This window comes from Caballeronia sp. KNU42, from assembly GCF_053760385.1.
This window is the reverse complement of record NZ_CM132390.1, coordinates 78,854-101,474: the sequence shown is the minus strand read 5'-3', so window position 1 is coordinate 101,474 and position 22,621 is coordinate 78,854. Positions and strand designations below refer to the sequence as shown.

20 protein-coding genes are annotated in these 22,621 nt (G+C 61.5%); 18 read left to right on the top strand and 2 right to left on the bottom strand.

The annotated features are described in order from the left end of the window. Positions 1-73 precede the first annotated feature (73 nt). The 18 genes from ACSOSP_RS31910 to ACSOSP_RS31825 all read left to right on the top strand — a co-directional run bounded on the left by ACSOSP_RS31910 (position 74) and on the right by ACSOSP_RS31825 (position 20,977). On the top strand, positions 74-1,132 hold the full coding sequence (locus tag ACSOSP_RS31910; protein ID WP_455314660.1) for an ABC transporter substrate-binding protein: 1,059 nt from the start codon (positions 74-76) through the stop codon (positions 1,130-1,132). Positions 1,133-1,231: 99 nt separating this feature from the next. Continuing rightward, the gene (locus ACSOSP_RS31905) at positions 1,232-2,035 is read left to right on the top strand and encodes an ATP-binding cassette domain-containing protein (RefSeq protein ID WP_455314659.1); all 804 of its coding nucleotides are present in this window, start codon (positions 1,232-1,234) and stop codon (positions 2,033-2,035) included. 14 nt (positions 2,036-2,049) lie between these two features. Then, positions 2,050-3,333 carry a sugar ABC transporter permease gene (locus ACSOSP_RS31900; RefSeq protein WP_455314658.1) on the top strand — a complete coding sequence of 428 codons (1,284 nt, stop codon included), beginning with the start codon at positions 2,050-2,052 and terminating at the stop codon, positions 3,331-3,333. 24 nt (positions 3,334-3,357) lie between these two features. Further along, entirely contained in the window at positions 3,358-4,086 is a 729-nt protein-coding gene (locus ACSOSP_RS31895) for an SDR family oxidoreductase (RefSeq protein WP_455314657.1), read from the top strand. A 63-nt stretch (positions 4,087-4,149) separates the two neighbouring features. Continuing rightward, positions 4,150-5,790, top strand: coding sequence for an FGGY-family carbohydrate kinase (locus ACSOSP_RS31890; RefSeq protein ID WP_455314656.1), 1,641 nt, complete (start codon positions 4,150-4,152; stop codon positions 5,788-5,790). Positions 5,791-6,242: 452 nt separating this feature from the next. Then, positions 6,243-7,286 carry an NAD(P)-dependent alcohol dehydrogenase gene (locus tag ACSOSP_RS31885; RefSeq protein ID WP_455314655.1) on the top strand — a complete coding sequence of 348 codons (1,044 nt, stop codon included), beginning with the start codon at positions 6,243-6,245 and terminating at the stop codon, positions 7,284-7,286. A 25-nt stretch (positions 7,287-7,311) separates the two neighbouring features. Then, positions 7,312-7,629 carry a hypothetical protein gene (locus tag ACSOSP_RS31880; RefSeq protein ID WP_455314654.1) on the top strand — a complete coding sequence of 106 codons (318 nt, stop codon included), beginning with the start codon at positions 7,312-7,314 and terminating at the stop codon, positions 7,627-7,629. After that, positions 7,626-8,630, top strand: coding sequence for a CobW family GTP-binding protein (locus ACSOSP_RS31875; RefSeq protein WP_455314653.1), 1,005 nt, complete (start codon positions 7,626-7,628; stop codon positions 8,628-8,630). Before ACSOSP_RS31880 ends, ACSOSP_RS31875 begins: the two co-directional genes overlap by 4 nt. Next, positions 8,627-9,727, top strand: a complete 1,101-nt coding sequence (locus ACSOSP_RS31870) for a WD40 repeat domain-containing protein (RefSeq protein WP_455314652.1) — start codon at positions 8,627-8,629, stop codon at positions 9,725-9,727. The genes ACSOSP_RS31875 and ACSOSP_RS31870 overlap by 4 nt, the downstream gene beginning before the upstream one ends. 37 nt (positions 9,728-9,764) lie before the next feature. Further along, a complete protein-coding gene (locus ACSOSP_RS31865; protein WP_455314651.1) occupies positions 9,765-9,968 on the top strand; it encodes a hypothetical protein in 204 nt (67 codons plus the stop codon). A gap of 539 nt (positions 9,969-10,507) precedes the next feature. Continuing rightward, positions 10,508-12,178 carry an aromatic/alkene/methane monooxygenase hydroxylase/oxygenase subunit alpha gene (locus ACSOSP_RS31860; protein ID WP_455314650.1) on the top strand — a complete coding sequence of 557 codons (1,671 nt, stop codon included), beginning with the start codon at positions 10,508-10,510 and terminating at the stop codon, positions 12,176-12,178. Positions 12,179-12,269: 91 nt separating this feature from the next. Beyond that, positions 12,270-13,331, top strand: coding sequence for an FAD-binding oxidoreductase (locus ACSOSP_RS31855; RefSeq protein WP_455314649.1), 1,062 nt, complete (start codon positions 12,270-12,272; stop codon positions 13,329-13,331). 62 nt (positions 13,332-13,393) lie between these two features. Next, on the top strand, positions 13,394-14,479 hold the full coding sequence (locus ACSOSP_RS31850) for an aromatic/alkene monooxygenase hydroxylase subunit beta (protein WP_455314648.1): 1,086 nt from the start codon (positions 13,394-13,396) through the stop codon (positions 14,477-14,479). A 55-nt stretch (positions 14,480-14,534) separates the two neighbouring features. Beyond that, positions 14,535-14,888: an MmoB/DmpM family protein gene (locus tag ACSOSP_RS31845; protein WP_455314647.1), complete on the top strand. Its 354-nt coding sequence runs from the start codon at positions 14,535-14,537 to the stop codon at positions 14,886-14,888. 82 nt (positions 14,889-14,970) lie between these two features. Beyond that, positions 14,971-15,990, top strand: coding sequence for an amidohydrolase family protein (locus tag ACSOSP_RS31840; RefSeq protein WP_455314646.1), 1,020 nt, complete (start codon positions 14,971-14,973; stop codon positions 15,988-15,990). A gap of 5 nt (positions 15,991-15,995) precedes the next feature. Beyond that, positions 15,996-16,769 (top strand): metal-sulfur cluster assembly factor, encoded by a 774-nt coding sequence (locus tag ACSOSP_RS31835; RefSeq protein WP_455314645.1) that lies wholly within the window; start codon positions 15,996-15,998, stop codon positions 16,767-16,769. A 44-nt stretch (positions 16,770-16,813) separates the two neighbouring features. After that, positions 16,814-18,451: a chaperonin GroEL gene (gene groEL / locus ACSOSP_RS31830; RefSeq protein ID WP_455314644.1), complete on the top strand. Its 1,638-nt coding sequence runs from the start codon at positions 16,814-16,816 to the stop codon at positions 18,449-18,451. A gap of 462 nt (positions 18,452-18,913) precedes the next feature. Next, the gene (locus tag ACSOSP_RS31825) at positions 18,914-20,977 is read left to right on the top strand and encodes a sigma-54-dependent Fis family transcriptional regulator (RefSeq protein WP_455314643.1); all 2,064 of its coding nucleotides are present in this window, start codon (positions 18,914-18,916) and stop codon (positions 20,975-20,977) included. Between the two features lie 264 nt (positions 20,978-21,241). Here the strand turns inward: ACSOSP_RS31825 and ACSOSP_RS31820 are convergent, their stop codons facing one another. Both ACSOSP_RS31820 and ACSOSP_RS31815 read right to left on the bottom strand, forming a co-directional pair. Next, positions 21,242-21,529 carry a hypothetical protein gene (locus tag ACSOSP_RS31820; protein ID WP_455314642.1) on the bottom strand — a complete coding sequence of 96 codons (288 nt, stop codon included), beginning with the start codon at positions 21,527-21,529 and terminating at the stop codon, positions 21,242-21,244. Beyond that, positions 21,529-22,434: a hypothetical protein gene (locus ACSOSP_RS31815; protein WP_455314641.1), complete on the bottom strand. Its 906-nt coding sequence runs from the start codon at positions 22,432-22,434 to the stop codon at positions 21,529-21,531. Before ACSOSP_RS31815 ends, ACSOSP_RS31820 begins: the two co-directional genes overlap by 1 nt. Positions 22,435-22,621: the final 187 nt, after the last annotated feature.

The following is a 22,621-nucleotide window of genomic DNA, read 5'->3' as shown; positions in this document are numbered from 1 at the left end:
GCACCGGCGGCAAGCAAGGCCCAACCACGGCAGCATCAGCGCCGGAATCTTTTTAAAAAAACGGAGACATTCGATGAACAGACTTTCGAACCAACTGATCGGCGCCGGCGTACTGAGCCTTGGCCTTGCAAGCAGCACGGCGGCGCTCGCCGCGCCTAGCGGCACGGTCGCCTTCCTGATGCCCGACCAGGCATCGACGCGCTACGAACAGCATGACTTCCCCGGCTTCAAGGCCGAAATGACCAAGCTCTGCCCCGACTGCAAGGTGCTCTACCAGAACGCCAATGCCGACGTGTCGACGCAGCAGCAGCAGTTCAACTCGGTGATCGCGCAGGGCGCCAAGGTGATCGTCCTCGACCCGGTGGATTCCACTGCCGCCGCGTCTTTGGTCCATATGGCGCAGGGCCAGGGTATCAAGGTGATTGCCTATGACCGGCCCGTGCCTTCGACGCCGGCCAACTACTATGTGTCATTCGACAACGAAGGCATCGGCAAGTCCATCGCGCAGTCACTCGTCCAGCACCTGAAAGCCACGGGCGTGCCGACAACCAAGGGCGGCGTGCTCGAGGTCAATGGTTCACCCACCGACGCTGCGGCGGGGCTGATCAAGAAGGGCATCCATGCCGGCCTGGAGGGCAGCGGCTACAAGACGCTGGCTGAGTACGACACGCCGGACTGGGCGCCGCCGAAGGCTCAGCAGTGGGTCAGCGGGCAGATCACCCGCTTCGGTTCGCAGATTGTCGGCGTCGTGGCCGCGAACGACGGCACGGGCGGCGGGGCCGTCGCGGCCTTCAAGGCCGCCGGCGTCAACCCGGTGCCGCCGGTGACCGGCAACGACGCGACGCTTGCGGGACTCCAGTTGATCATCGCGGGCGATGAGTACAACACGATCCTGAAGCCGAGCGAGATCGTCGCGGCCGCGGCGGCGAAGGTGGCTGTCGGCTTCCTGTCCGGGCAAACCCCGAAGGGTGAAACGACGCTCTTCAACACGCCGTCCCAGCTCTTCAAGCCGGCCGTCATCACGGCGCAGAACCTCAAGGCGGAAGTCGTCGACAAGGGCTTCGCCAACGCCAAGGAGCTGTGCACCGACCGCTATGCCGAAGGGTGCAAGAAGCTGGGTATAACAAACTGAACCCGTGACGAACTGAACTGTAACCAACTCATCCGGCGCGATGCCGGACGGGACCCGGCTCGTGCCGGGTTCCTCTACTCTCAATGAGGTATCCGTCCCATGACTGACGACTCCACAACACGGTCCAGGCGAGGTGAGCTGGTGCTGAGCCTGCGCGGCGTTTCGAAGCACTTCGGAGCGGTCTCGGCCCTGACGGACATCGAGCTCGACGTGCATGCCGGCGAGGTGGTTGCACTGGTGGGCGACAACGGCGCCGGGAAATCGACGCTGGTGAAGGTCCTGGCCGGCGTCCATCAACCCAGCACCGGCACGATCACGTTCGGCGGCAAGGAAGTCACGCTGTCCAATCCGGCCGCGGCGCTCGACCTCGGCATCGCCACGGTATTCCAGGATCTCGCGCTATGCGAAAACCTCGATGTCGTCGCGAACATTTACCTCGGGCGCGAGATGAATCCGCTGCGCCTCGACGAGGTAGCCATGGAAGTCAAGGCCTGGACGCTGCTCAACGAGCTGTCGGCACGCATCCCGAGCGTGCGCGACGTGGTCGCCTCGCTCTCGGGCGGCCAGCGCCAGACGGTCGCGATCGCGCGCTCGCTGCTGCTGGATCCAAAGCTGATCATGCTCGACGAGCCGACGGCGGCGCTGGGCGTGGCCCAGACCGCCGAGGTGCTGAACCTGATCGAGCGGGTGCGCGACCGCGGCCACGCGGTCATCATGATCAGCCACAACATGGAGGACGTGCGCGCCGTGGCCGACAGGATCGTGGTGCTGCGGCTCGGCCGCAACAACGGCATCTTCTATCCCGACTCCTCGAATCAAGAGCTGGTGGCCGCGATTACCGGCGCCACCGAGAACGCCGTGTCACGTCGCGCCGGCCGCCGTCAGGCCGAACAGAGCGTCTAGTCAAAGGAACGATCATGAGCAATGAAATGCAAGGCGCACCGCAGCGTGAAACGCAAGACGCTCCGAAGCCGTCCACGCTGCTCGACCGCAGCGATGTCCGCGTCAAGCACGCGACCGGGGTCCGCGGCGCCGTTGGCGCCGCTGTCGAACGGGTGCGCTCGGGCGATCTGGGGTCGCTGCCGGTTATCGCCGGCCTGGTCATTATCTGGACCGTCTTCACGAGCCTGAACCCGGTGTTCCTCTCGGCCAACAACCTGGTGAATTTGCTGTTCGACTGCTCGACGGTCGGCGTGATCTCGCTGGGTATTGTCTGCGTGCTGATGGTGGGGCAGATCGACCTGTCGGTGGGTTCGATGAGCGGCTTCGCATCAGCCCTGGTAGGCATGCTCTGGGTCAATCACGGCTGGCCGGTGCTGCTGGCCATCATTGTCGCTATCGCGGTTGGCGCGGTGGTCGGCGCCATCTACGCGCTGCTGCTCAACCGCCTCGGCATGCCGAGCTTCGTCGCGACGCTGGCAGGGCTGCTCGCGATCCTCGGCATGCAGTTGTACGTCCTGGGCGCGACCGGATCGATCAACCTGCCCTATGACTCGGCGCTGGTGAACCTCGGGCAGCTCATCATTATCCCCGCCGCCGTTTCGTATCTCCTCGCGCTGGTGCCGGGCGTCGCGATGATGCTGCTCGGGATGCGCACCCGCGAGCGCCGCCGCGCGTCCAATCTCTCCGCGCCCTCGGTGAGCAGCCTGCTCGTGCGCAGCGTGGCCATCACCGTGCTGCTGGAGGTCGTGGTTGCCTACCTCAACCAGGGACGAGGGGTGCCCCTGATGTTCGGTGTCTTCCTGGGTCTCGCGGTTGCGATGGACTACGCACTCAAGAGAACGCGCTGGGGCCGGTCGATGAACGCGGTCGGCGGCAATCACGAAGCCGCGAGACGCGCAGGCATCAATGTCAGCGCCATCTACACCAGCGCCTTCGTGCTGTGCGCCAGTTTCGCCGCGCTCGGCGGCGTGCTGACGGCGGCGCGGCTCGCCTCGGCCAGCCAGCAGGCCGGCAGCGGCGACGTGAACCTGAACGCCATTGCAGCGGCGGTGATTGGCGGTACCAGTCTCTTCGGCGGCCGCGGCAGCGCGTATTCGGCGGTGCTGGGCATCATCGTGATCCAGTCGATCGCGAGCGGCCTGACGCTGCTGAACCTGTCGTCCTCGCTGCGCTTCATGATCACCGGCGCGGTGCTGGCAATTGCGGTGATCGTCGACTCGCTCGCCCGGCAGTCCCGCGTCTCGCATGGCCGCGCGTAATCTACAGCAACTTAGGATGACAAAATGACTGACATGATGAAAGGAAAGGTTGCAGCCATCACCGGTTCGGCATCGGGCATCGGCCTGGAGTGCGCGCGTACGCTGCTCGCGGAAGGCGCGAAGGTCGTCCTCATCGATCGGGCCGCGGACAGGCTCACGCAACTCTGCGCGGAACTGGGGCCGAACGCGTTGCCGCTGACCGTGGATTTGCTGCAGCCGCAGGAAGTCTCTGCAATGTTGCCAAAGATCCTCGACCTCGCCGGCGGCCTCGACATCTTCCATGCGAACGCCGGCGCCTACGTGGGCGGCGAAGTGGTGGAAGGCAATCCGGACGAGTGGGACCGCATGTTGAACCTCAACATCAACGCCGCGTTCCGCTCGGTCCACGCCGTGCTGCCGCATCTGGTCGCGCAGAAGTCCGGCGACATCATCTTTACCAGCTCCATCGCGGGCATGGTCCCAGTCGTGTGGGAGCCGATCTACACCGCCTCCAAGTTCGCGGTGCAAGCCTTCGTTCACACGACCCGGCGCCAGCTCTCCAAACATGGCGTGCGGGTGGGCGCGGTGTTGCCGGGCCCGGTCGTCACCGCGCTGCTCGATGACTGGCCGAAGGCGAAGATGGACGAGGCGCTCGCTTCGGGCAGTCTGATGCAGCCCAAGGAAGTCGCCGACGCGGTACTCTTCATGCTGACGCGGCCGCGCAACGTGACCATCCGCGATCTCGTGATCCTTCCGAACAGCGTTGATCTCTGAAATGCGTGACAGGGGCGAGCCCGGTTTGTGCCCGACACGCCCCTCATAACAGGCAAGTAAGCTATGACATCAGAAAACCCGACCTCCGGCACGACAGGCAACACGCGTTATGTCGTTGGCGTGGACGTAGGCACGGGCAGCGCCCGGGCCGGAATCTTCGACCTGGCCGGCCGCATGGCGGGCGCGGCGAAGCGTGACATCACCCTCTATCAAGCGAGCGGCTCCATCGTCGAGCAGTCGAGCGGCGAGATCTGGAACGCCGTCTGCGATGCCGTGAAGGACGCGCTGTCGCAGGCCGCGGTGTCGCCGGATCAGGTCGCCGGCATCGGGTTCGACGCCACCTGCTCGCTCGTCGTGCTGGGTGAAGGGGGGCAACCGTTGCCCGTGGGACCATCGGAGCAGGCCGAGCGGGACATCATCGTCTGGATGGACCATCGCGCCCTGGCGCAAGCGGAGCGCATCAACGCGACGGGCCATGAGGTGCTGAAATTTGTCGGCGGCAAGATCTCGCCGGAGATGGAGACACCCAAGCTGCTATGGCTCCTCGAGAACAGGCCGAGCGTCTTCGCGGCGGCATGGCAATTCTTCGACCTGACCGACTTCCTGACCTGGCGCGCGACCGGAGACCTGGCCCGATCCACGTGTACGGTTACGTGCAAATGGACCTACCTCGCGCACGAACGGCGCTGGGACGAGAGTTACTTCCGCAGCGTCGGCCTCGGCGTGCTGGCGGACGAGGCCTTTGCACGCATCGGTCAGAGTGTTGTTGACCCGGGAACGCCGTTGGGGAGCGGGCTGACAGCGACTGCCGCCGCGGAGCTCGGCTTACGAGCCGGAACGCCGGTCGCGACAGGCGTGATCGATGCCCATGCAGGCGGAATTGGCACGGTGGGCGCCGATGGTGAAGCGGAGGCCAACCTCGGCTACGTCTTCGGCACCTCATCGTGCACGATGACCACGACCCGGAGCCCGGTCTTCGTACCCGGCGTCTGGGGCCCTTATTTTTCCGCGATGGTGCCCGATGCCTGGCTCAACGAGGGCGGCCAATCGGTGGCGGGCGCTGCGATCGAACAACTGCTTTCGATGCACCCTGCAACGCCCGATGCCCGGCAAAAAGCAGCGCAAGCGGGTCAATCATTGCCGGTGATGCTCGCCACTCTCGCGGAGCAGGCGTCGGGAAGTTTGTCGGAAGCCGTGCTGCTCGCCAAGGGTTTGCATATCGTTCCGGAGTTCTTGGGCAACCGTGCGCCGCTGGCCGATCCGCACGCACGCGCCGTGATCGTGGGCCTTGGAATGGAGAATGACCTGGACAGTCTGGTCGCGCTTTATATCGCCGGCATTTGCAGTATCGGTTACGGCCTTCGCCAGATCATCGAAGCGCAGGCCGTGGCCGGCGCCCCGATTGCGCGGGTGGTCATCAGTGGCGGCGCGGGCAGGCTCGATCTCGTACGGCAACTGCTCGCCGATGCAACAGGGCGGCCCGTGCTGGCCACGCAGGCTGAAGAGCCCGTCCTGCTGGGCGCCGCGATGCTGGGCGCCGTGGCGGGCGGCCAGTTCGACGACGTGCGCTCGGCGATGACCAGGATGTCCCACATCAGCAAGACCTATGAGCCGCATTCAGGCGATATCGCGGCACTGCACGAGGCGCGGTTTCGCGCGTTCACGCAGTTGCAGAGCGTGGCCAGGGAAATCCGCCAGGCCTGAGCGTCAGACCATACCGGCCACGAGGCGGCCGGCTGCAAGTACACGGTTGGCATCGACGGCGCGGGGCTGCTCACGTAGTCGATCGCCACCAACCGGCTTCTGTGACGTGCCACGTCGGCGCAGCGTTCAAATGCGGCCACACTAAAGCCTCCCGCGAGGATGCCGGCAAATCCGCGCCGTACATATGTCCCATTTCGCGACAGCTACGGCGGCCGCCGCTCGATCAAGCGTCCGATTCTGCGACAGTGGTCGAATTCCCAAGCTCGCCATGCGGGCTATCCACCCCATTGATTCCTTTTGTCCATCAGGCGCCCGCGACCTGTGTGGACGGAGCACGCGTTATCGGCATGGACATTGCATGGACCTTGGAGATTGCATGTACGAAGGCTATAAAAACGCGTTGGAAGAACCGGCGAGCCTGCCCGCAACATCCAGACACAAGGAGACGAAACGTGAAAGCTGCAGTGCTGCATGAATACGATGAATCGTTAAGCCGTGACGAGTTCGTGCGTTACGAAGAGGTCGCTGATCCGAAGATCGGGCGGGCCACCGATGTGATCGTGCGCATTGGCGGCGCGGGTGTCTGCCGCACGGACCTGCACGTGGTCGAAGGCATCTGGCGCAGCAAGGTCGACGTTGCCTTGCCCTACATCATGGGGCACGAAAACGCCGGCTGGGTCGAGGCGGTGGGCTCCGCGGTCGAGAGCGTCAAGGTGGGCGATGCGGTGATCTGCCATCCGCTCGTGACAAGCGGTTACTGCCTGGCCTGCCGGCGCGGTGACGACATGCATGCGACCGACAGCAGTTTCCCAGGCATCAATGCCAATGGCGGTTATGCCGAATATCTGCTGACAGGTGAGCGTTCGCTGATCAAGTTGCCGAAGTCGCTGGCGCCCAAGGACGTTGCACCTTACACCGACGCTGGATTGACCGCCTACCGCGCTGCCAAGAAGGCATCGCGCCATTTGCTGCCCGGCCAGTTTGCGGTCGTTATCGGCGCAGGCGGTCTGGGGCACATCGGCATCCAGGTATTGAAGGCGCTTTGCGCAGCGGAAATCATCGTGGTCGACCGCTCGGAAACCGCGTTGCAACTGGCCAAGGAATGTGGCGCGGACCATACGGTCAAGGGCGGCGGTGACGAAGTGCAAAGCGTGCTCGAGCTGACCAGCGGCAATGGTGCGGAGGCAGTTATAGATTTTGTCGGTGAAGGTGATGCGGTCGCCAAAGGCCTGAGCATGACCCGTAATGGCGGGTTCTATTACATCGTCGGCTATGGCGGAAAGATCGAGTTGCCGACCATCGACATGATCACCAGCGAGAAAACCATCGTCGGCAATCTGGTCGGCACCTATCCCGAGCTCGTCGAGTTGATGGCGCTGGCCGATCGTGGACTGGTTCATCTCGCGACGAAGGAATACCGCTTGAGCGAGGCGAACCAGGCGCTCAAGGACCTTCATCACGGCAAGGTCAGGGGCCGTGCGGTGCTGATCCCATAGCGTTCCATCAGACCAGGAGGGCGCCGTGGCGCTGCAGCAAGATTCAATGCCGATTCCCGAACGCGTGCGCCTGGTCATTGCATTGACCGAAGTCAACTCCCGCTATTTGCGGGGTGAAAACCGCTGCGCCGGCGCCGAGATCGAGTTGGCGTGCGCGCTCGCGTGCGAACAGCGCGAAGGCGTTACGCCCGAGCGGACGCGGGACATTGCGGAGTTGCGGGCACGGCTGGACGCATCGGAAAACGAGCTGCTGGCTATTGAAGCCGAGCGTGACTGGCTTGAGAACGAGCTGGCGAATTTCGACACGGCGCAGCCCAGCAAGAAACCCGGGGAGTGGCAATGAATCGAATTCCGGTCACGGTGCTGACGGGGTTTCTCGGCGCAGGCAAAACCACGCTGCTCAATCGCATACTGCGCGAGCAGCACGGCCGGCGTTATGCGGTGATCGTCAACGAATACGGCGAGCTCGGCATCGACGGAGCCCTGGTGGTGGGCGCTGAAGATGAGGTCATCGAATTAAATAACGGCTGCGTATGCTGCAAGGTGCGCGGCGACCTGATCCGCGTGGTGTCGGGACTGATCAAGCGCAAGGGCGGCTTTGACGGCATCCTGATCGAGATGTCGGGACTGGCGGACCCGGCGCCCGTGGTTCAGACATTCTTTATCGACGATGTCATCCGTCAGCGCACGCGGCTCGACAGTGTGATTTGCGTGGCCGATGCGCTGCACCTGCAAGCATGCCTGGCCGATAGCCGTGAGGCTGCGGAGCAGTTGGCGCAGGCGGACACCGTACTGCTCAACAAGACGGATCTTGTGAATGCGACGGGCCTCGCTTCGGTGGAAGCGGCCATCCTGGCGATCAATCCCACTGCGGAGTTGCTGCGCAGCGTGCGCTGCGCGGTGCCGCTGGCTGCGCTGCTCGATCGAGGCGCGTTCGATCTCAAGCGCCTTCATCTTGCCAGCGCGCCGGAGGATGAAGACTCGCACCCCCGCGATGAACGCCCCTTCCGACATATATCCGTCGATCCCGGCCGTCATAGTCACGGCATAGATTGCGTATCGCTGCGCGTTGACAAGCCACTGGAACGCAGTCGCTTTCTATCATGGCTGCAGCAACTGGTGGTCGAGCAGGGACAGGACCTGTTGCGGGCCAAAGGGATCATCGACCTCGCGGGCTCGGACCGGCGATTCGTGTTCCAGGGCGTGCATATGACGATGGACACGGATTTTGACCGGCCATGGCGACAGGACGAAGTACGCGATAGCAGGCTGGTGTTCATCGGCCGTAATCTCGACAGGCGCGGATTGCGGGAGAGTGTCGGGCACTGCGCGAGTGACTCATGAACGCGCCGCCGCCCTTGATGGATCTGCTCGGCGCCCGTTGGGTGACGGAGGCTCCCGTTGTCGCGCTTGCGTGGGACGTGGCGGGTCGCCATGCGGGGTTTGCGCTGGGCGACGGTACGGTGGCACTCGCGACGGCTGAGTGGCCTGGCGGTCCTGCGCTCAAGACTCGGAAGAGCGGTGGAGTCGATTTCGTCCCGGCGCGGGAACCGCCACTACCGGTGGCCCGCTTCAGTGTGCATGAAGGCACCTGCCTGGCGCTTGCTGCCGATCCTGAAGGAGGATTTCTCAGCGGTGGGGACGACGGCCGGCTGGTTCACCTGAAAGTGGATGGTGCGAGCGAGGTCCTCGTCGATGTCGACGGTGAGTGGATCGACCTGGTAGCGACGTGCCCGTCGGGTCGAGCCTATGCAACCGGCCGCCGGGTTCATTGGCTGGGAACGAAGCCGGCCAGTCTCGCGATGGCCGGTTCGGCAACAGATCTCGCTTTCAATGCCGACGGCGATCAGTTGGCGATCGCCCACCATGGCGGAGTGACGTTATGGCCGATCGATACTCATGTTCCGCGCCTGCTTGCATGGCCCGGTTATCACCGCGGCGTTGCGTGGAGTCCCGACGGCCGCTATCTCGTGAGCGGCATGGAGGAGAACGCGCTGCACGGGTGGCGCTTGCCGGACGGCGGGGACATCGAGATGGCCGGTTATGCAGGACAACCGCGGTCTCTATCGTTCACGGCGGACGGCCGCGTGCTCGTCACGAGCGGCGGTCCGCGAGCGGTTTGCTGGCGCTTCGACCCGCCTGGCAGCAAGGACCAGCCCAGCCAGCCGCGAGAATGCGGCATCGCGGGCAAGACACCCGTCACCCAGGTTGCCTGTCATCCCACGCATCCATTGATTGCCGTTGGTTACCACAACGGCGCGGTACTGCTGTGCCAGCCGGGCGGCAGTGATGTGCTGTTCGTCAAAGGGGCTGACGCAAGTCCTGTCAGCGCCATCGCCTGGTCGCCTGACGGCGGACGGCTGGCTATGGGCACCGAGGCCGGCGAGATCGGCCTGGTGTCGTTGCCGGAGGTGCTGTTTCATTTCGGCAGCCCGCGATGAGGGAACGGGCATCATCCATTCCATATTGGAGACAACCATGACCAACGAACACCTCACCAAGGACCAGTTCTTCGAGCGACTGGGCGCCATTGGCGACGAAATGATCGAGGCTTACGGCAAGGACTTCGCGATGGGGGCTCTGGTTCTCGCCGCGCGGTTCATCGCCGAAAAGAAGCCCAATGGCGATGACACCCAGAGCGTGATCTATACCGGGGATCAGCGTGGAGGCCTGGGGCTGTAGATCACCAGAACCGCTGTCACCGTCTTCACAAAAACAATTTGGCATCCTGATTGATAAGAAGAATTTGCACGCCACCGCCGCCGCGTCGTCGATAGACGTCTTCCGAACGGCAACGCATCGCAGCCGGGAGCGTCCCAATATCGGACAGGTGCTCTGAATGCGAATGTCGCATAACAAAACAGAATCTGGTGTAGCTGTCGCTCGGAAATGACGCTATATGCCGCACAGCCTTATGAGGCGGAACATGAGGCTTGTTGGCACGCTAATCGCTCTATGAATACAGATCGAGACCCAGGTGTCGATGATCCGAAGTACAGAAAAACGACAGATGGCAAGGATCGTGAAGACCGGACCGGGAGACCAGTCAGTCCAACATCCCCGCGCCAATTTTTAGTTCGCGACCGTGACCACCGGCCTGTGTGGTTGATTGTTGACTCTGGCCGTGGCATCAACCGGCCCTGCCCGTAGCGCCGCAGTATGACGGTGGAATACGACACTGAAATACGGCGGTGAATCGTGAAATGGAAAAGGAGAGCTCAATGTCTGACGGATTAACCCTCAACAAGATCACGTCCCAGCGCGGGATCAGCATTGGCGAGGCGGCTCGCCGTGTCGCCGATCTCGGCTGGACGCCCAGTTACGTTCAGGAAGCGATGACCTTCCCGACGGACTACAAGATCAGCAAGGCGCCGCGCGACCCGATGAAACAGGTGCTGCGCTCCTATTTTCCGATGCAGGAGGAAAAGGATAACCGCGTCTACGGTGCGCTCGATGCAGCGTTGCGCGGCGACATGTTCCGCAACGTGCAGCCGCGCTGGGTCGAGTGGATGAAGCTGTTCCTGGCGATCATTCCTTTCCCCGAAATTTCGGCGGCGCGTTCAATGGCGATGCTCGGTCGCCTTGCACCCGGTGAGGAACTGCGCACGGGCTTCACCATGCAGATGGTCGACGAGTTCCGCCACTCGACCATCCAGATGAACCTCAAGAAGTGGTACATGGAGAACTACATTGACCCGGCCGGGTTCGATATCACCGAGGCCGCGTTCGGCAAGTGCTACGCGACCACGATCGGCCGTCAGTTTGCCGAAGGTTTCCTGACCGGCGACGCCGTGACAGCGGCGAACGTGTTCCTGCAAGTGGTCGCGGAAACGGCGTTCACCAACACGCTGTTTGTCGCCATGCCGTCCGAAGCCGCGCGCAACGGCGACTATGCATTGCCGACGGTGTTCCTCTCGGTGCAGTCCGACGAAAGCCGGCATATCGGCAATGGCCATTCGCTGGTGATGTCGGTGATCAATGATCCGGACAATCATCTCTTGCTGGAGCGCGATCTTCGCTACGCCTTCTGGCAGAACCACGCCATTGTGGACGCGGCAATTGGCACGTTCATTGAATACGGCACCACCGACCGCGACAAGAACAAGGAATCGTATGTCGAGTTGTGGCATCGGTGGATCTATGAGGATTACTACCGTACCTATATGCTGCCGCTGGAAAAATACGGCATCAAGATTCACCACGATGACGTAGGGGCCGCCTGGGATCGGCTGGTCAAGAAGAATTACGTCCACAAGGTCGCGCAGTTCTTCTCCGTGGGCTGGCCGGTCAACTTCTGGCGTATCGAAGCGCAGACCGAAAAGGACTTCGAGTGGTTCGAGCACAAGTACCCGGGCTGGTACGCCGAATTCGGCGACTACTGGAAGTGGTACGCAAAGAAGAGCATCCCCGGCGAGACCAACATGCTGTTCGATCAGGAGAACGGTTATGTGTACCCGCACCGCTGCTGGAGTTGCCTTGTGCCGTGCCTGATCCGGGAAGACTTCGTAGTCGACGAAGTCGAAGGGCAGTTGTACACCTACTGCTCGGAGCTTTGCAGCTGGACCCACAAGGTAGCGTTCGCCTCGGAATACGAGGGACGGCCGACACCTGCGATGGGACGCTTCAGCGGCCGGCGCGAGTGGGAAGAGTGCTACCACGGCTGGGATCTGGCGGATTGCATCAAGGATCTCGGTTTCGTGCGCAGCGACGGCAAGACTCTCGTGCCGCAGCCGCATCTGCAGTTCGACGACAGGAACATGTGGACGCTCGACCATGTTCGCGGTCATACGATCCAGAGCCCGATCGTTCTGCTGCGGGGGATGACGCCGGAGCAGCGCGAGAAGCACATCGCTGAATACCGGGCCGGTTTCAAGATCAATCCGGTGAATTGAAGAGGGGATGCCGTCCGGGAGCGTATCGCTCCCGGACGGCTCAGGGGACACGATAAGCACGTTGAGCAATACGCAATGGAAGAGGGATGTCATGCCGGAAACAATCGACTACCAGACAGTTCATACAGTGCGATTCGAGCCTGTCGGCGTAGAGATGGAGGTCGCGGAAGGCGAGACCGTGCTGGACGCGGCGTTTCGCCAGGGCATCTCGGTGATGCACGGATGCAAGGAAGGGCAATGCAGCAGTTGCAAGTCCCTGTTGATCGAAGGCGACGTGGAGTTGAAGAAGTACTCGACCTTCGCGCTGCCCGACTATGAGCGTGAGACGAATCACATCTTGCTGTGCCGGACGCTCGCCTTCAGTGACCTGACAGTGGAGCTGCTGAACTACGACGAAGACCTGATGCGCCGCTCGATTGCGGTGAAGGAATTCGGCGCGACGCTGACAAAGATCAGCGCGCTGACGCACGACATCAGGCTGCTCGAAGTGGAGCTCGACCAGCCCCTGCGGTTTTGGGCCGGCCAGTACGTTGACCTGACCATTCCGGGGCTGGACATCACCCGGTCGTTCTCCATGGCAAGCGTACCAAGCGAGCCAGGGGGCCAGACGAGCCTTGCGTTCATCATCAAGAAGTATCCGAACGGCGCATTCTCTTCTCAGCTCGATGACGGCCTCAAGCCGGGCGACCGGCTGGTGGCGAAGGGACCGTACGGCACATGCTTTCGCCGGGAAGAACAGCCGGGGCCAATGGTCCTGGTAGGTGGCGGCTCTGGAATGTCTCCCCTGTGGTCGATCCTCAACGATCTCGTCCAGAGCGGCGAGCAAAGGCCGGTGCGTTTCTTCTACGGCGCGCGTACCCGTCGCGACTTGTTCTATCTCGACGACTTCGCGGCGCTCACTGCAAAGCTGCCTGACTTTCGCTTTATCCCGGCGCTTTCGCATGCGGAAACGGGCGATGGATGGACCGGCGAGACCGGCTTCATTCACGAGGTGCTGGGGCGGACCTTGCGCGAGGAAGCGCTTGCCGGTGAGATCGATGCTTATACGTGTGGTCCGACACCGATGATCGACGCAGTCATGCCCGTGCTGCAAATGGCCGGTGTATCTCCCGAGCGGCTTTATTTCGACAAATTCACCCAGGCCGTCCGCTGACGGGCCCTTGGCAGGGCTTCAGACCGGAAGTTCCGATAAATGAAGGACGAAGGAGGATCGACATGAGCACCACCATAGAGCAACCGGCATCGCTGGCATCAGGCGCGGCCGGCGCGGCCCAGTTCGCTGGCTGGGATAGCCGCAAGTACAACTACTTCGAGCCGAAAGGGCGCAAGGCGTCCCACTACGAGGACATGACCGTCGATGTTCAGCCGGACCCGAAGCGCTACCTGCTGCAGGACTGGATCATCTCGTTCGCTGACGGCACGCCGACCTATTCCGAAACATGGACCGCCGCCAAATGCACGGACTGGCACAAGTTCCGCGCAGTCGATGAGGAATGGGAGCGCACGCACTACCAGCGCCAGTCCACGATCATCGGCATGATCAGCGGCGCTATCAGCAATGCCCGGCGCTCGGGCGCGGTGAAGCGTTTCGACAAGACGTGGCTCAAGCTGCTGGAGCAGCATCTTGGCGCCTACAAGCATGCGGAGTTTGGCCTGGGTACCGCGACCATGCACGCGCAGCGCTATGGGGTGACGCAGATGATCAACAGCGCCATCCTCACGAACGCATCGTACAAGCTGCGCTTTGCGCAAGACCTGACGCTGTACTTGGGAGAGATCGCACTGGACGCGCCGAATCTCGACCTCGACGCCGGCAAGACCCATTGGCTGAACGACCCGATCTGGCAGGAAACGCGCCGGGCAGTGGAGGCTATTGGTGGCGCAACCGACTTCCTCGAAAAGTACTTCGCGGTCAATGTAGTCTTCGAGCCGCTGGTGGCCGACCTGTTTCGCAGCGGCTTCATCATGCAGATGGCGGCATCGCAAAACGATTTCCTGACGCCTACGGTCGTTTCCGCAGCCGAGGGCGACTATGAGCGCAACCTGGCCAACGCGGTCGAACTGTTCCACATGCTTGCCAACGACCCGAAGCATGGGGACGCCAACCGCAAGTTGTTTGGCGAATGGCTTGAAAAGCATGGCACGCTGGCAGCCGAGGCGGCAAAGCACCTCCAGCCGATCTGGTCGATCCCGCATGTCAAGGTGGTCCAGTTCAACGACAGCCTGAACAGTTCGATAGAACGCGCCGAGATGATTGCCCGAGAGATCGGCATTCATTTTCCACTGTCGATCCGGGCCTGAACCATCCCTTGGCAATCCCTTTGTAGTACGACCTAACCGGGAAGAGGAGTACACGATGTCAGTGCATACCGACAACATCTTCAAGTCGATGAAGGACGTTCGTTTCGAGCAGACCATTTCCCATCAATGCGGCGTCACCATGAACGATAGTGTCGAGGCACGCGCCATTGCGGAGTTGATGGCGCACAAACCCGGCATCACGGTGACCTACCTGCCCGCGATGATCCGCATAGACGGGCAGGGGAAGATCGAGTTCAAGATGGCCGAGATCAGCGAGTCGCTTGGCCGCGAGATGACCCCGCATCTGTTCGAGATCTCCACCTCGACCCACTACGGGCGGATGGTGATGATAGACGACGACACCGTCGTGCTGTTCGGCAATATGGACGACGCCATGGCTTACGAGTAACGGCCTGGACCGTATCGCATATCGCGACTGGCTTGGCTTGCCGTGAGGCCGGTCGCTCTCGCACAACCATGGAGACAATGTCATGTATCGGACCGCGGACGGAGAAGAGATCTTCATTATTGACGGGCACGTTCATCTTTGGGACGGCAGCAAGGCCAACCTGAAGAACGTGCACGGCCAGCAGTTCATCGATTGCTTCTATGCCTATCATTCGAACCTGAGTCCCAAGGAATATTTGTGGCCCAAGGAGAAATTCGACAAGTACGGCGAGGAAGCCATGCACGAGGACCTGTTCGTCAAAGGCTACGACGACATGGCGATCTGTCAGCCGACGTACCTGACGGACTTCTATAAAAACGGTTTCAACACGACCGAGGCCAACTATGTGTTGAAGGGCAAATACCCGAACCGGTTTATCGTCAACGGGGCGTTCGACCCCCGCGACGGCGAGGCCGGACTCGATCGCCTGGACGAGTTGTCCGAGCGCTACAAGATCCAGGGCGTCAAGCTCTATACCGCCGAATGGCGAGGTGACAGCAAGGGTTACAAGCTGTCAGACCCGGGCGTGCAGAGATACTTCGAACGCTGCGAAAAACTGGGGATCAAGAACATCCATGTCCACAAGGGCCCGACCATCCTGCCGCTGAACCGCGATGCCTTCGATGTTGCCGACGTCGACGACGCGGCGACCAGCTTCCAGAACCTGAACTTCATTGTCGAGCATTGCGGGTTGCCGCGCCTGGACGATTTCTGCTGGATCGCGACCCAGGAAACCAACGTGTATGGCGGCCTGGCTGTGGTGTTACCGTTCATTCATACGCGCCCCGAGTATTTCGCCCATGTGATTTCAGAGCTGCTTTTCTGGATCGGCGAAGACAAGATCCTGTACGGCAGCGACTACGGTATCTGGTCGCCGAAGTGGCTGATCGAGAAGTTCATGGCGTTCGAGTTGCCTGAATCCGTCAGCAAGGAGACGGGCGTTCAACTTTCGCTGACAGCGAAGAAGAAGATCCTCGGACTCAATGCGGCGCGCTTGTATGGCATCGATATAGAAGCGCAGAAGAAGCTGCTGGCTGACACGCGCCAGACGGCCACGGTATGACCATCATGGCAGCCGTTGCTATGGTTGACCGGAGCGCGGAGGTGTGGACGCGGCTCGAATCCGTCATCGATCCCGAACTCGACGAATCGGTGACGGAGTTGGGTTTCGTCACCCGCGTCGAGGTCGATGCGGACGACCACGTGCGCATCGATTTCCGCTTGCCGACCTACTGGTGCGCCGCCAATTTCGCGTTCCTGATGGCCGACGACATGCGGATTGCGGTGGCGGCTTTACCGTGGGTCAGGAAGGTCACGGTGGGCCTCGGCGAGCACATGTATGCCGACGAGATCAATCGCGGCGTCGCGGCCGGCCAGTCGTTCCAGGATACTTTTGGTAGTGAAGCCAGCGGCGAACTTGAGGAGGTTCGCCGGACCTTCATGATCAAGGCTTTCCAGCGAAGGCAGGAAGCGCTGCTGACTTATCTGCTCGATCATGGGCATGAGTCTGCAGCGTTGCTGCGGCTAACCGTGGTGGAACTAGCCGCGCTGCGTTGCGATGCCGAGGGCGATCGCCTGGTCCTTCGCTATCTGGACCGGCGTGCGGTAGTGGGGTCGGGTGCGAACGAACTGGCCTTCGTCGACCAGGACGGCGCACCGCTCGATGCCGGCCAGATCCACACCTACTTGCGTGCCTTGCGACGGGTCGGCGTCAACGCCGAATTTAACAGCGCACTGTGCCGGGGATTGCTGGCCACTCGATACGGCTCGGGATGCACGCCAGAAGTGGAGGTCAAGCCGGTGCATTTCGTTCGTTCTATCGGCGCGGCCAGATCGATTTGATTTAATTCGTCATACCAATCAATCATAAGAGGAGACACGCAATCATGCCGAACATCATGTTGCACGACGACGAGGCTCGCATGGCGCTCGGCCGCGGCGTGGCCAAGCTTGCGAAGGCCGTACGTGGCACGCTCGGTCCCCGTGGGATGAATGCGATCATCGACCGGCCAATCGGCACGCCGATCATCTCCCGCGATGGCGTGAGCATCGCCAATGAGATCGAACTTGAAGACGTGTTCGAAAACATCGGTGCGCAGGTCGTGAGGGAGGTGTCGAAGCAGACCAATGAAGTCGCCGGCGACGGCACCACCACGGCGACTGTCCTGGCGGATGCACTGGTGCAGGACGGCCTTGCCTGTCTCGCGGAAGGGGCTAACCCTGTCGAGTTGGTCCAGGGCCTCGAAATCGCTGTAACGGAGGTTATCGCGGCGCTTAAACGCACGGCGACTCCGCTAAGCGGAACCGAAGAGGTGCGTGCGGTTGCAATTGTGGCCGCCAACGACGAGGTCACGGGCGCAATGGTGGCGGAGGCGCTGGAGCGGGTCGGTGCCGATGGCATCGTCGACGTCGAATATGGCACGACGGTCGAAACGCGTCTGGAAGTGGTCGACGGCATGGCCTTCGATCGCGGCTACCTGTCTCATCACATGGTCACGGATCTTGAAAGAATGCAGGTGGTGCTCGATAACCCGCTCATCCTGATGACCGATCAGCGGCTGCAGTCGGTGGAGGAGGTGGCGGCCATCCAGGCGCTAATAGCGCCGAGCAAACGCCCGCTGCTGATCATTGCCGAAGAGGTGGCTCCCGCCTGTGTGGTGAGCCTGCTTGCCTGGCGAGATAACGGCGGGGTTCCTGTGGCGGCCATCCATCCGCCCGAATACGGGCACTGGCGCAAGGCGATGCTCGAGGATATCGCCATTGTCACCGGAGGCCGGGTGGTCGCCCGCGACCTGGGCGGAAAACTCGAGACCACGGAACTGAGAGACCTCGGCAGTGCCCGGCAAGTACGCATTTCTGCCAACCAGACCATCATCACGGCCGGTGGCGGCGATCCGGTCGGCATCTCCGCGCGTCGCCAGCAGGTGGCGCGCCAGTACGAGATGGCGCCGGAGAATGTTGAGCGGGACAAGTACCAGGTGCGGCTCGCGAAGCTATCCGGCGGCACCGCGATGATCCTGGCCGGCGGCGCCACGCCGGTCGAGCAGAAGCGCCGGCTTCATTTGATCGAAGATGCGATCAACGCGGCGCGCGCGGCTATTGCCGAGGGAGTCGTGCCGGGAGGCGGGATGGCGTTGCTCCGGGTGTCCTCCGAGCTTGAAGGGATCGTTTCACGAACCCAGGGGAGTGTTCAGCAGGGCGCGAGACTGCTGCAGCGGGCGCTGACAAAACCGCTATTTCATATTGCGACGAACTGCGGACTGAACGGCGAGGCGATCGTGTCGGAGGCGGTGCGATCGAGACCGGGCATGGGACTCGACGCGCGCACGGGTGCTTTCGTGAACCTGGTGGAGGCAGGCATCATCGATCCGGTGAAGGTCAGCTACAGCGCGGTGCGAAATGCCGCATCGGTTGCAGGATTGATCCTGACTACCCAGACGCTGATCGCCAAGAAACCGGAGACGATCGATCCTACGGCTGGTCCTGCGCTTGGCGGAGGGGCAGAAGTGTTTGGCCGAAAATAATCGTGCCGTAACCGGTCGCCTTGCGGAGGCCGGTTACAGCCAATAGAATAATTCGGCGTCCGAATCAATATGTTTCGATTGTGAGAGACCGGCAAACGCGCATTGCCGGATTTTCGCGCTCGCGTGGCCCGCTGACCACGCCTTGTACACCTTGTAATAGCGGGCTATTACATCGATAACTGTTGAGTCATTTTCGCCAGGAATAGCGCTGCATAGGCCCGGAGTATGTCTGTTATGTGTCTCAGAGAAGAATAGTTGGTCATCTTGCATGGGCCGTGTTTTCCCGAGAGCACTTGGTCAAAAGCTAGGCATATACTAGTCCGTGGTGTTGCTGCCAGCTGACAGAATTGAATAGCGAGAAATGAGTCGCGAGAAGCGCCAGCCGCAATACCAGAAAAGCGAGTCGCGACGAAGCCTGCCTTAAAGGGGTTTTGCGTTGACCAATCGCATCGGAGGAGACGCGTGGTGAGACACCAAACTGGGAGTGCATCGGGCCCTGGCAATCAGGCAGTGATGCATGGGCTGATGGCACAGGCGCAGCGCGCCGACATCCTCCACTCTGACCGCGACACCATGCGTGCATGGGAGCGTTTCCTGGCGGGAGAGTCATCAGTATCGGTTCCTTCGGCTCTGATTGAATCCTGGCAACGAAGCCTTGAGTCTGGCGTTAGTCCATCGGCCGGCCTCGCGCCATTTGCGGTGCACGGCGATGCTATAGAGGCTTTGCGTTGGCGTCATCGGGAGTTGCTGGCGGCCTCGGACCGCCTTTTCGCCGCGACCGCGGACCTGTTCGCGGATTCGCATTCCATGCTGCTCCTGACCAACCAGGATGGTGTGATTCTCAAGGCGGCGGGGGACCTGCGCACGTTGACGGCGGGCGAGAAGATCCATTTGACGACAGGCGGCGACTGGCGTGAAGCGATGGCGGGCACCAATGGCATCGGCACCGCGCTCGCTACCGGCAAACCCACTTATATTCATGCGTCGGAGCACTTCTGCGAAGGGATCAAGTCCTGGAGTTGCGCGGCGGCGCCTATTTGCGAACCTGGAACCGGTTCGATCATAGGCGTGCTCGATATTTCCGGGCCGCCTTCGACTTATCAGATCAATAACCTGACGTTGGCAATCACGGCGGCGCGGCAAATAGAAATGGTGCTCGCCGAGCAGTCCGCGCGTCAGCAAATGCGCCTATTGGCCTTTTGCCTGCAACGGGTCACGGCGTCGGACGCAGCGGGGATGATCGCCATCGACCGGCGCGGCCGGCTCGTCCATACGACGGGCAGAATGCCCCTTCCCGTCGGCATAGGGGAGCGCTTCCCCGGAATGGACGAGAACTCGGCCGTGGAGGACTGGGCCCGGCACCTTCCGCAAGGCTTGCGTGCCGAATGGTTCAGCCCGGTCGTGGTGGAAGGCAGCACGATCGGCGCAATGCTCGTCGTTCCTGCGATCCGGTCGCGCTCTTCGGGCAAGCGGATTGCCGAGCGCATTAGTGCGTCAGGGGACGGATCGCGTGGCGAGACCGGGGGCGACGTTGGAAGCGAGGCGGATCCTCAACGCAACTGTTTCGCCCAGATACTCGGGCAGAGCGCTGTCATGCTCGCCGCTGTTAACCGGGGGTGCCAGCTCGCCCGAAGACGTGTACCGGTGTTGATCGAAGGCGAGACCGGGGTCGGCAAGGAACTGTTCGCACGCGCCATACACGGCGAGGAACGCGGCGGCGGAGCGTTCGTCGCGTACAACTGCGGGGCGGCGTCGAAGGAGCTGATCGGCAGCGAGTTGTTTGGCCACGTACATGGCGCATTCACGGGAGCGACTGCAGAGGGACGACCCGGCCGGTTCGAACTGGCGCACGGCGGAACCTTGTGTCTGGATGAAATCGGCGAGTTGCCGCTCGAATTACAACCCGTGCTGTTGCGCGCGCTTGAGGAGGGCGTGGTCTATCGATTGGGAGACACGCAGCCACGGCGCGTCGATGTGCGCCTGTTAGCGATGACCAATCGTAATCTGCATGACGAAGTAAAATCCGGACGGTTCCGTGGTGACCTTTATTACCGGATCAGCGTCACCCGCATTCGAATCCCGCCGTTGCGCGAGCGGGACATCGACATTGATCTCCTGGTCGACCATTTCAACCGGCGACTGGCCCTTCGCCACGCGGTCGCGCCAAGGCGGCTGAACCCCGACGTCATGGCCGCGTTGCGCGCGTATTCATGGCCGGGCAATGTCAGGGAGATGCGGAATATCATTGAAAACTTGCTGTTGACGTCGCGGGACGAGGAGGTCGGGCTCGATGAGTTGCCTGCCGAGTTGCTTGCGGAAACGGCGAGTGTCGGTACGGTTGAGCCGGAGCTGCTTCAGACGACGAGTCTGGAGGAAACGGAGCGTGTAGCCATTGCTCGCGCGGTACATGGCGCTCATGGGAATCTTGCACAGGCTGCCCGTTCGCTTGGTGTTTCCCGTAGCACGTTGTATAGAAAGCTCGAGATCTATCAGCTGGAAGGGATTGTTAAGCCGGCGATGGAGTGAGGGGCGACAGGGTTGCCCGGTGTCGGCGTTAGCGGTCGTGGTGTATGCCGATTGCTGCTTTCGATGTTAGTGACAAGGTGCACAAAGGGCAAAGCACCGGGCACGCCCTATTGCACGTTGCCATCAAGCGGCGATGTCCCGGTCAACCCGCGCGCCGGGCGCGCAAGGTGTTGATTGCGCGACGCGGCAAAAGCCGCGTCGCGCTGCGACGGACGAAGACAGACCCCATGGTTTGGGCTATAGCTTCGATCGCTGGCAACGCGTTCATTCGCGGGCTATCGGTGTCTGCGACGCTGTAATGTCCTGTTTTAATTCCGGGTATGACAATGCCAAAAGATTAAGCATTGCAACGCCAAACCGACGCGCGAATTCATCGTCAAGCTGGTATCTGCCGCCTATTTGGGCTGCTGACTCTTCAAAAAGAATGGGAATTTCGAGCGCATCGGCGATGATGGATTGCGTTTTTTCTCTCTCTACCGGATAGACCAAAAGCCGCGCACCTTCTGCTGAAAAATTTATAATTACGGACCGCTTTGGATGATTTGAAGCCATTAGTAACCCCTGCATTGTTGGTATCTATCAAAGGCGTTTTCACGGCACAGCGCCATGCCCCGAATCAGACCCATTGGATATGCCACGGCACCACACATATCTAACGCACGCTCATACTCTGCGAAGCAATTCGCCTCTTGCGCTTCGCTGACGCCGCGCGCCGCTATCGACAATACATCATCGCCCGTCACACTCTTGACGTACTCAAACGGCGCGGCGTCACCTAGTGGGGTGGTCGCACCGCCAACGTCCGTCACCTCGCCAAGATCGCAAGCCTCTTCGTCACCGGACGATGGGAGCGCTGACGCAACAGCGGATACAACCGATGCCGCAAGCGCGCTTGCCGCCTCTCTGGCGGCGCGAGCGGCAATGTTACGCGCTTGCGCTTCCGCCATCGTTTCAACGTGCCGGAAGGGTTTTTGTAGTGCCCGAGCTTCCCGTGCGATACGCTCGTCGATCTCCTGGTTATACGCCTTCAGGTCATCTCGGTATGCCTTCGACCGGGCCGCGTAGCTGCTGGCGCGTTCGGCAATGTCGCGTTTATACGCGTCATAGTCGAATTCTTGCTTCGGAACAAAACCGTCGTGAGCGATGTAAGCGGGTTCCGCTCGAACAATCACCACGTCCCCGCTGCGCAGTTCCTGACAAAGCGCGTCGATAATGTTCTTCGGGCTTTCACCGTAAGGGCTAGGCCGGTAAGCCGGGAACGAATCGATAAGAAACTTTTGCACCCGCTCCACTAGCTCGGGCTGGCTCGCCCAATGCTCGATATTAGCGGCCTTGAACAGCGCTTTTCCGGCATCTAGCGCTTCCTGCTGCTCTTTCGTTCTCGTGTTTCGTGCGTAGTCCCACTTTTTATAAAGCAGGTAGCGATAGCGGCCATATCGCATCAATTCGGTTGTCATCTCAGTTATTTTGTAGTTGCAACGCCCGTCACGCTAACGCACTTTTCCGCGCGTCCATCTCAATAAGCAGACGGGTGCGCCGTGGCTATCAAGGGTTTGCATAAAGGGTTTTGCGTCAGGGACTTCGCAGCAACACGCGTATAGCATCGACGCGCCAGGAGCCCGATCTACGATCATCTTCTTGACG

Excerpts from the sequence above, each read along its gene's own strand:
- ACSOSP_RS31910 (WP_455314660.1), top strand. The coding sequence starts at position 74 with ATGAACAGACTTTCGAACCAACTGATCGGCGCCGGCGTACTGAGCCTT.
- ACSOSP_RS31905 (WP_455314659.1), top strand. The coding sequence starts at position 1,232 with ATGACTGACGACTCCACAACACGGTCCAGGCGAGGTGAGCTGGTGCTG.
- ACSOSP_RS31900 (WP_455314658.1), top strand. The coding sequence starts at position 2,050 with ATGAGCAATGAAATGCAAGGCGCACCGCAGCGTGAAACGCAAGACGCT.
- ACSOSP_RS31895 (WP_455314657.1), top strand. The coding sequence starts at position 3,358 with ATGACTGACATGATGAAAGGAAAGGTTGCAGCCATCACCGGTTCGGCA.
- ACSOSP_RS31890 (WP_455314656.1), top strand. The coding sequence starts at position 4,150 with ATGACATCAGAAAACCCGACCTCCGGCACGACAGGCAACACGCGTTAT.
- ACSOSP_RS31875 (WP_455314653.1), top strand. The coding sequence starts at position 7,626 with ATGAATCGAATTCCGGTCACGGTGCTGACGGGGTTTCTCGGCGCAGGC.
- ACSOSP_RS31870 (WP_455314652.1), top strand. The coding sequence starts at position 8,627 with ATGAACGCGCCGCCGCCCTTGATGGATCTGCTCGGCGCCCGTTGGGTG.
- ACSOSP_RS31865 (WP_455314651.1), top strand. The coding sequence starts at position 9,765 with ATGACCAACGAACACCTCACCAAGGACCAGTTCTTCGAGCGACTGGGC.
- ACSOSP_RS31860 (WP_455314650.1), top strand. The coding sequence starts at position 10,508 with ATGTCTGACGGATTAACCCTCAACAAGATCACGTCCCAGCGCGGGATC.
- ACSOSP_RS31855 (WP_455314649.1), top strand. The coding sequence starts at position 12,270 with ATGCCGGAAACAATCGACTACCAGACAGTTCATACAGTGCGATTCGAG.
- ACSOSP_RS31850 (WP_455314648.1), top strand. The coding sequence starts at position 13,394 with ATGAGCACCACCATAGAGCAACCGGCATCGCTGGCATCAGGCGCGGCC.
- ACSOSP_RS31845 (WP_455314647.1), top strand. The coding sequence starts at position 14,535 with ATGTCAGTGCATACCGACAACATCTTCAAGTCGATGAAGGACGTTCGT.
- ACSOSP_RS31840 (WP_455314646.1), top strand. The coding sequence starts at position 14,971 with ATGTATCGGACCGCGGACGGAGAAGAGATCTTCATTATTGACGGGCAC.
- ACSOSP_RS31835 (WP_455314645.1), top strand. The coding sequence starts at position 15,996 with ATGGCAGCCGTTGCTATGGTTGACCGGAGCGCGGAGGTGTGGACGCGG.
- groEL (WP_455314644.1), top strand. The coding sequence starts at position 16,814 with ATGCCGAACATCATGTTGCACGACGACGAGGCTCGCATGGCGCTCGGC.
- ACSOSP_RS31820 (WP_455314642.1), bottom strand. The coding sequence starts at position 21,529 with ATGGCTTCAAATCATCCAAAGCGGTCCGTAATTATAAATTTTTCAGCA.
- ACSOSP_RS31815 (WP_455314641.1), bottom strand. The coding sequence starts at position 22,434 with ATGACAACCGAATTGATGCGATATGGCCGCTATCGCTACCTGCTTTAT.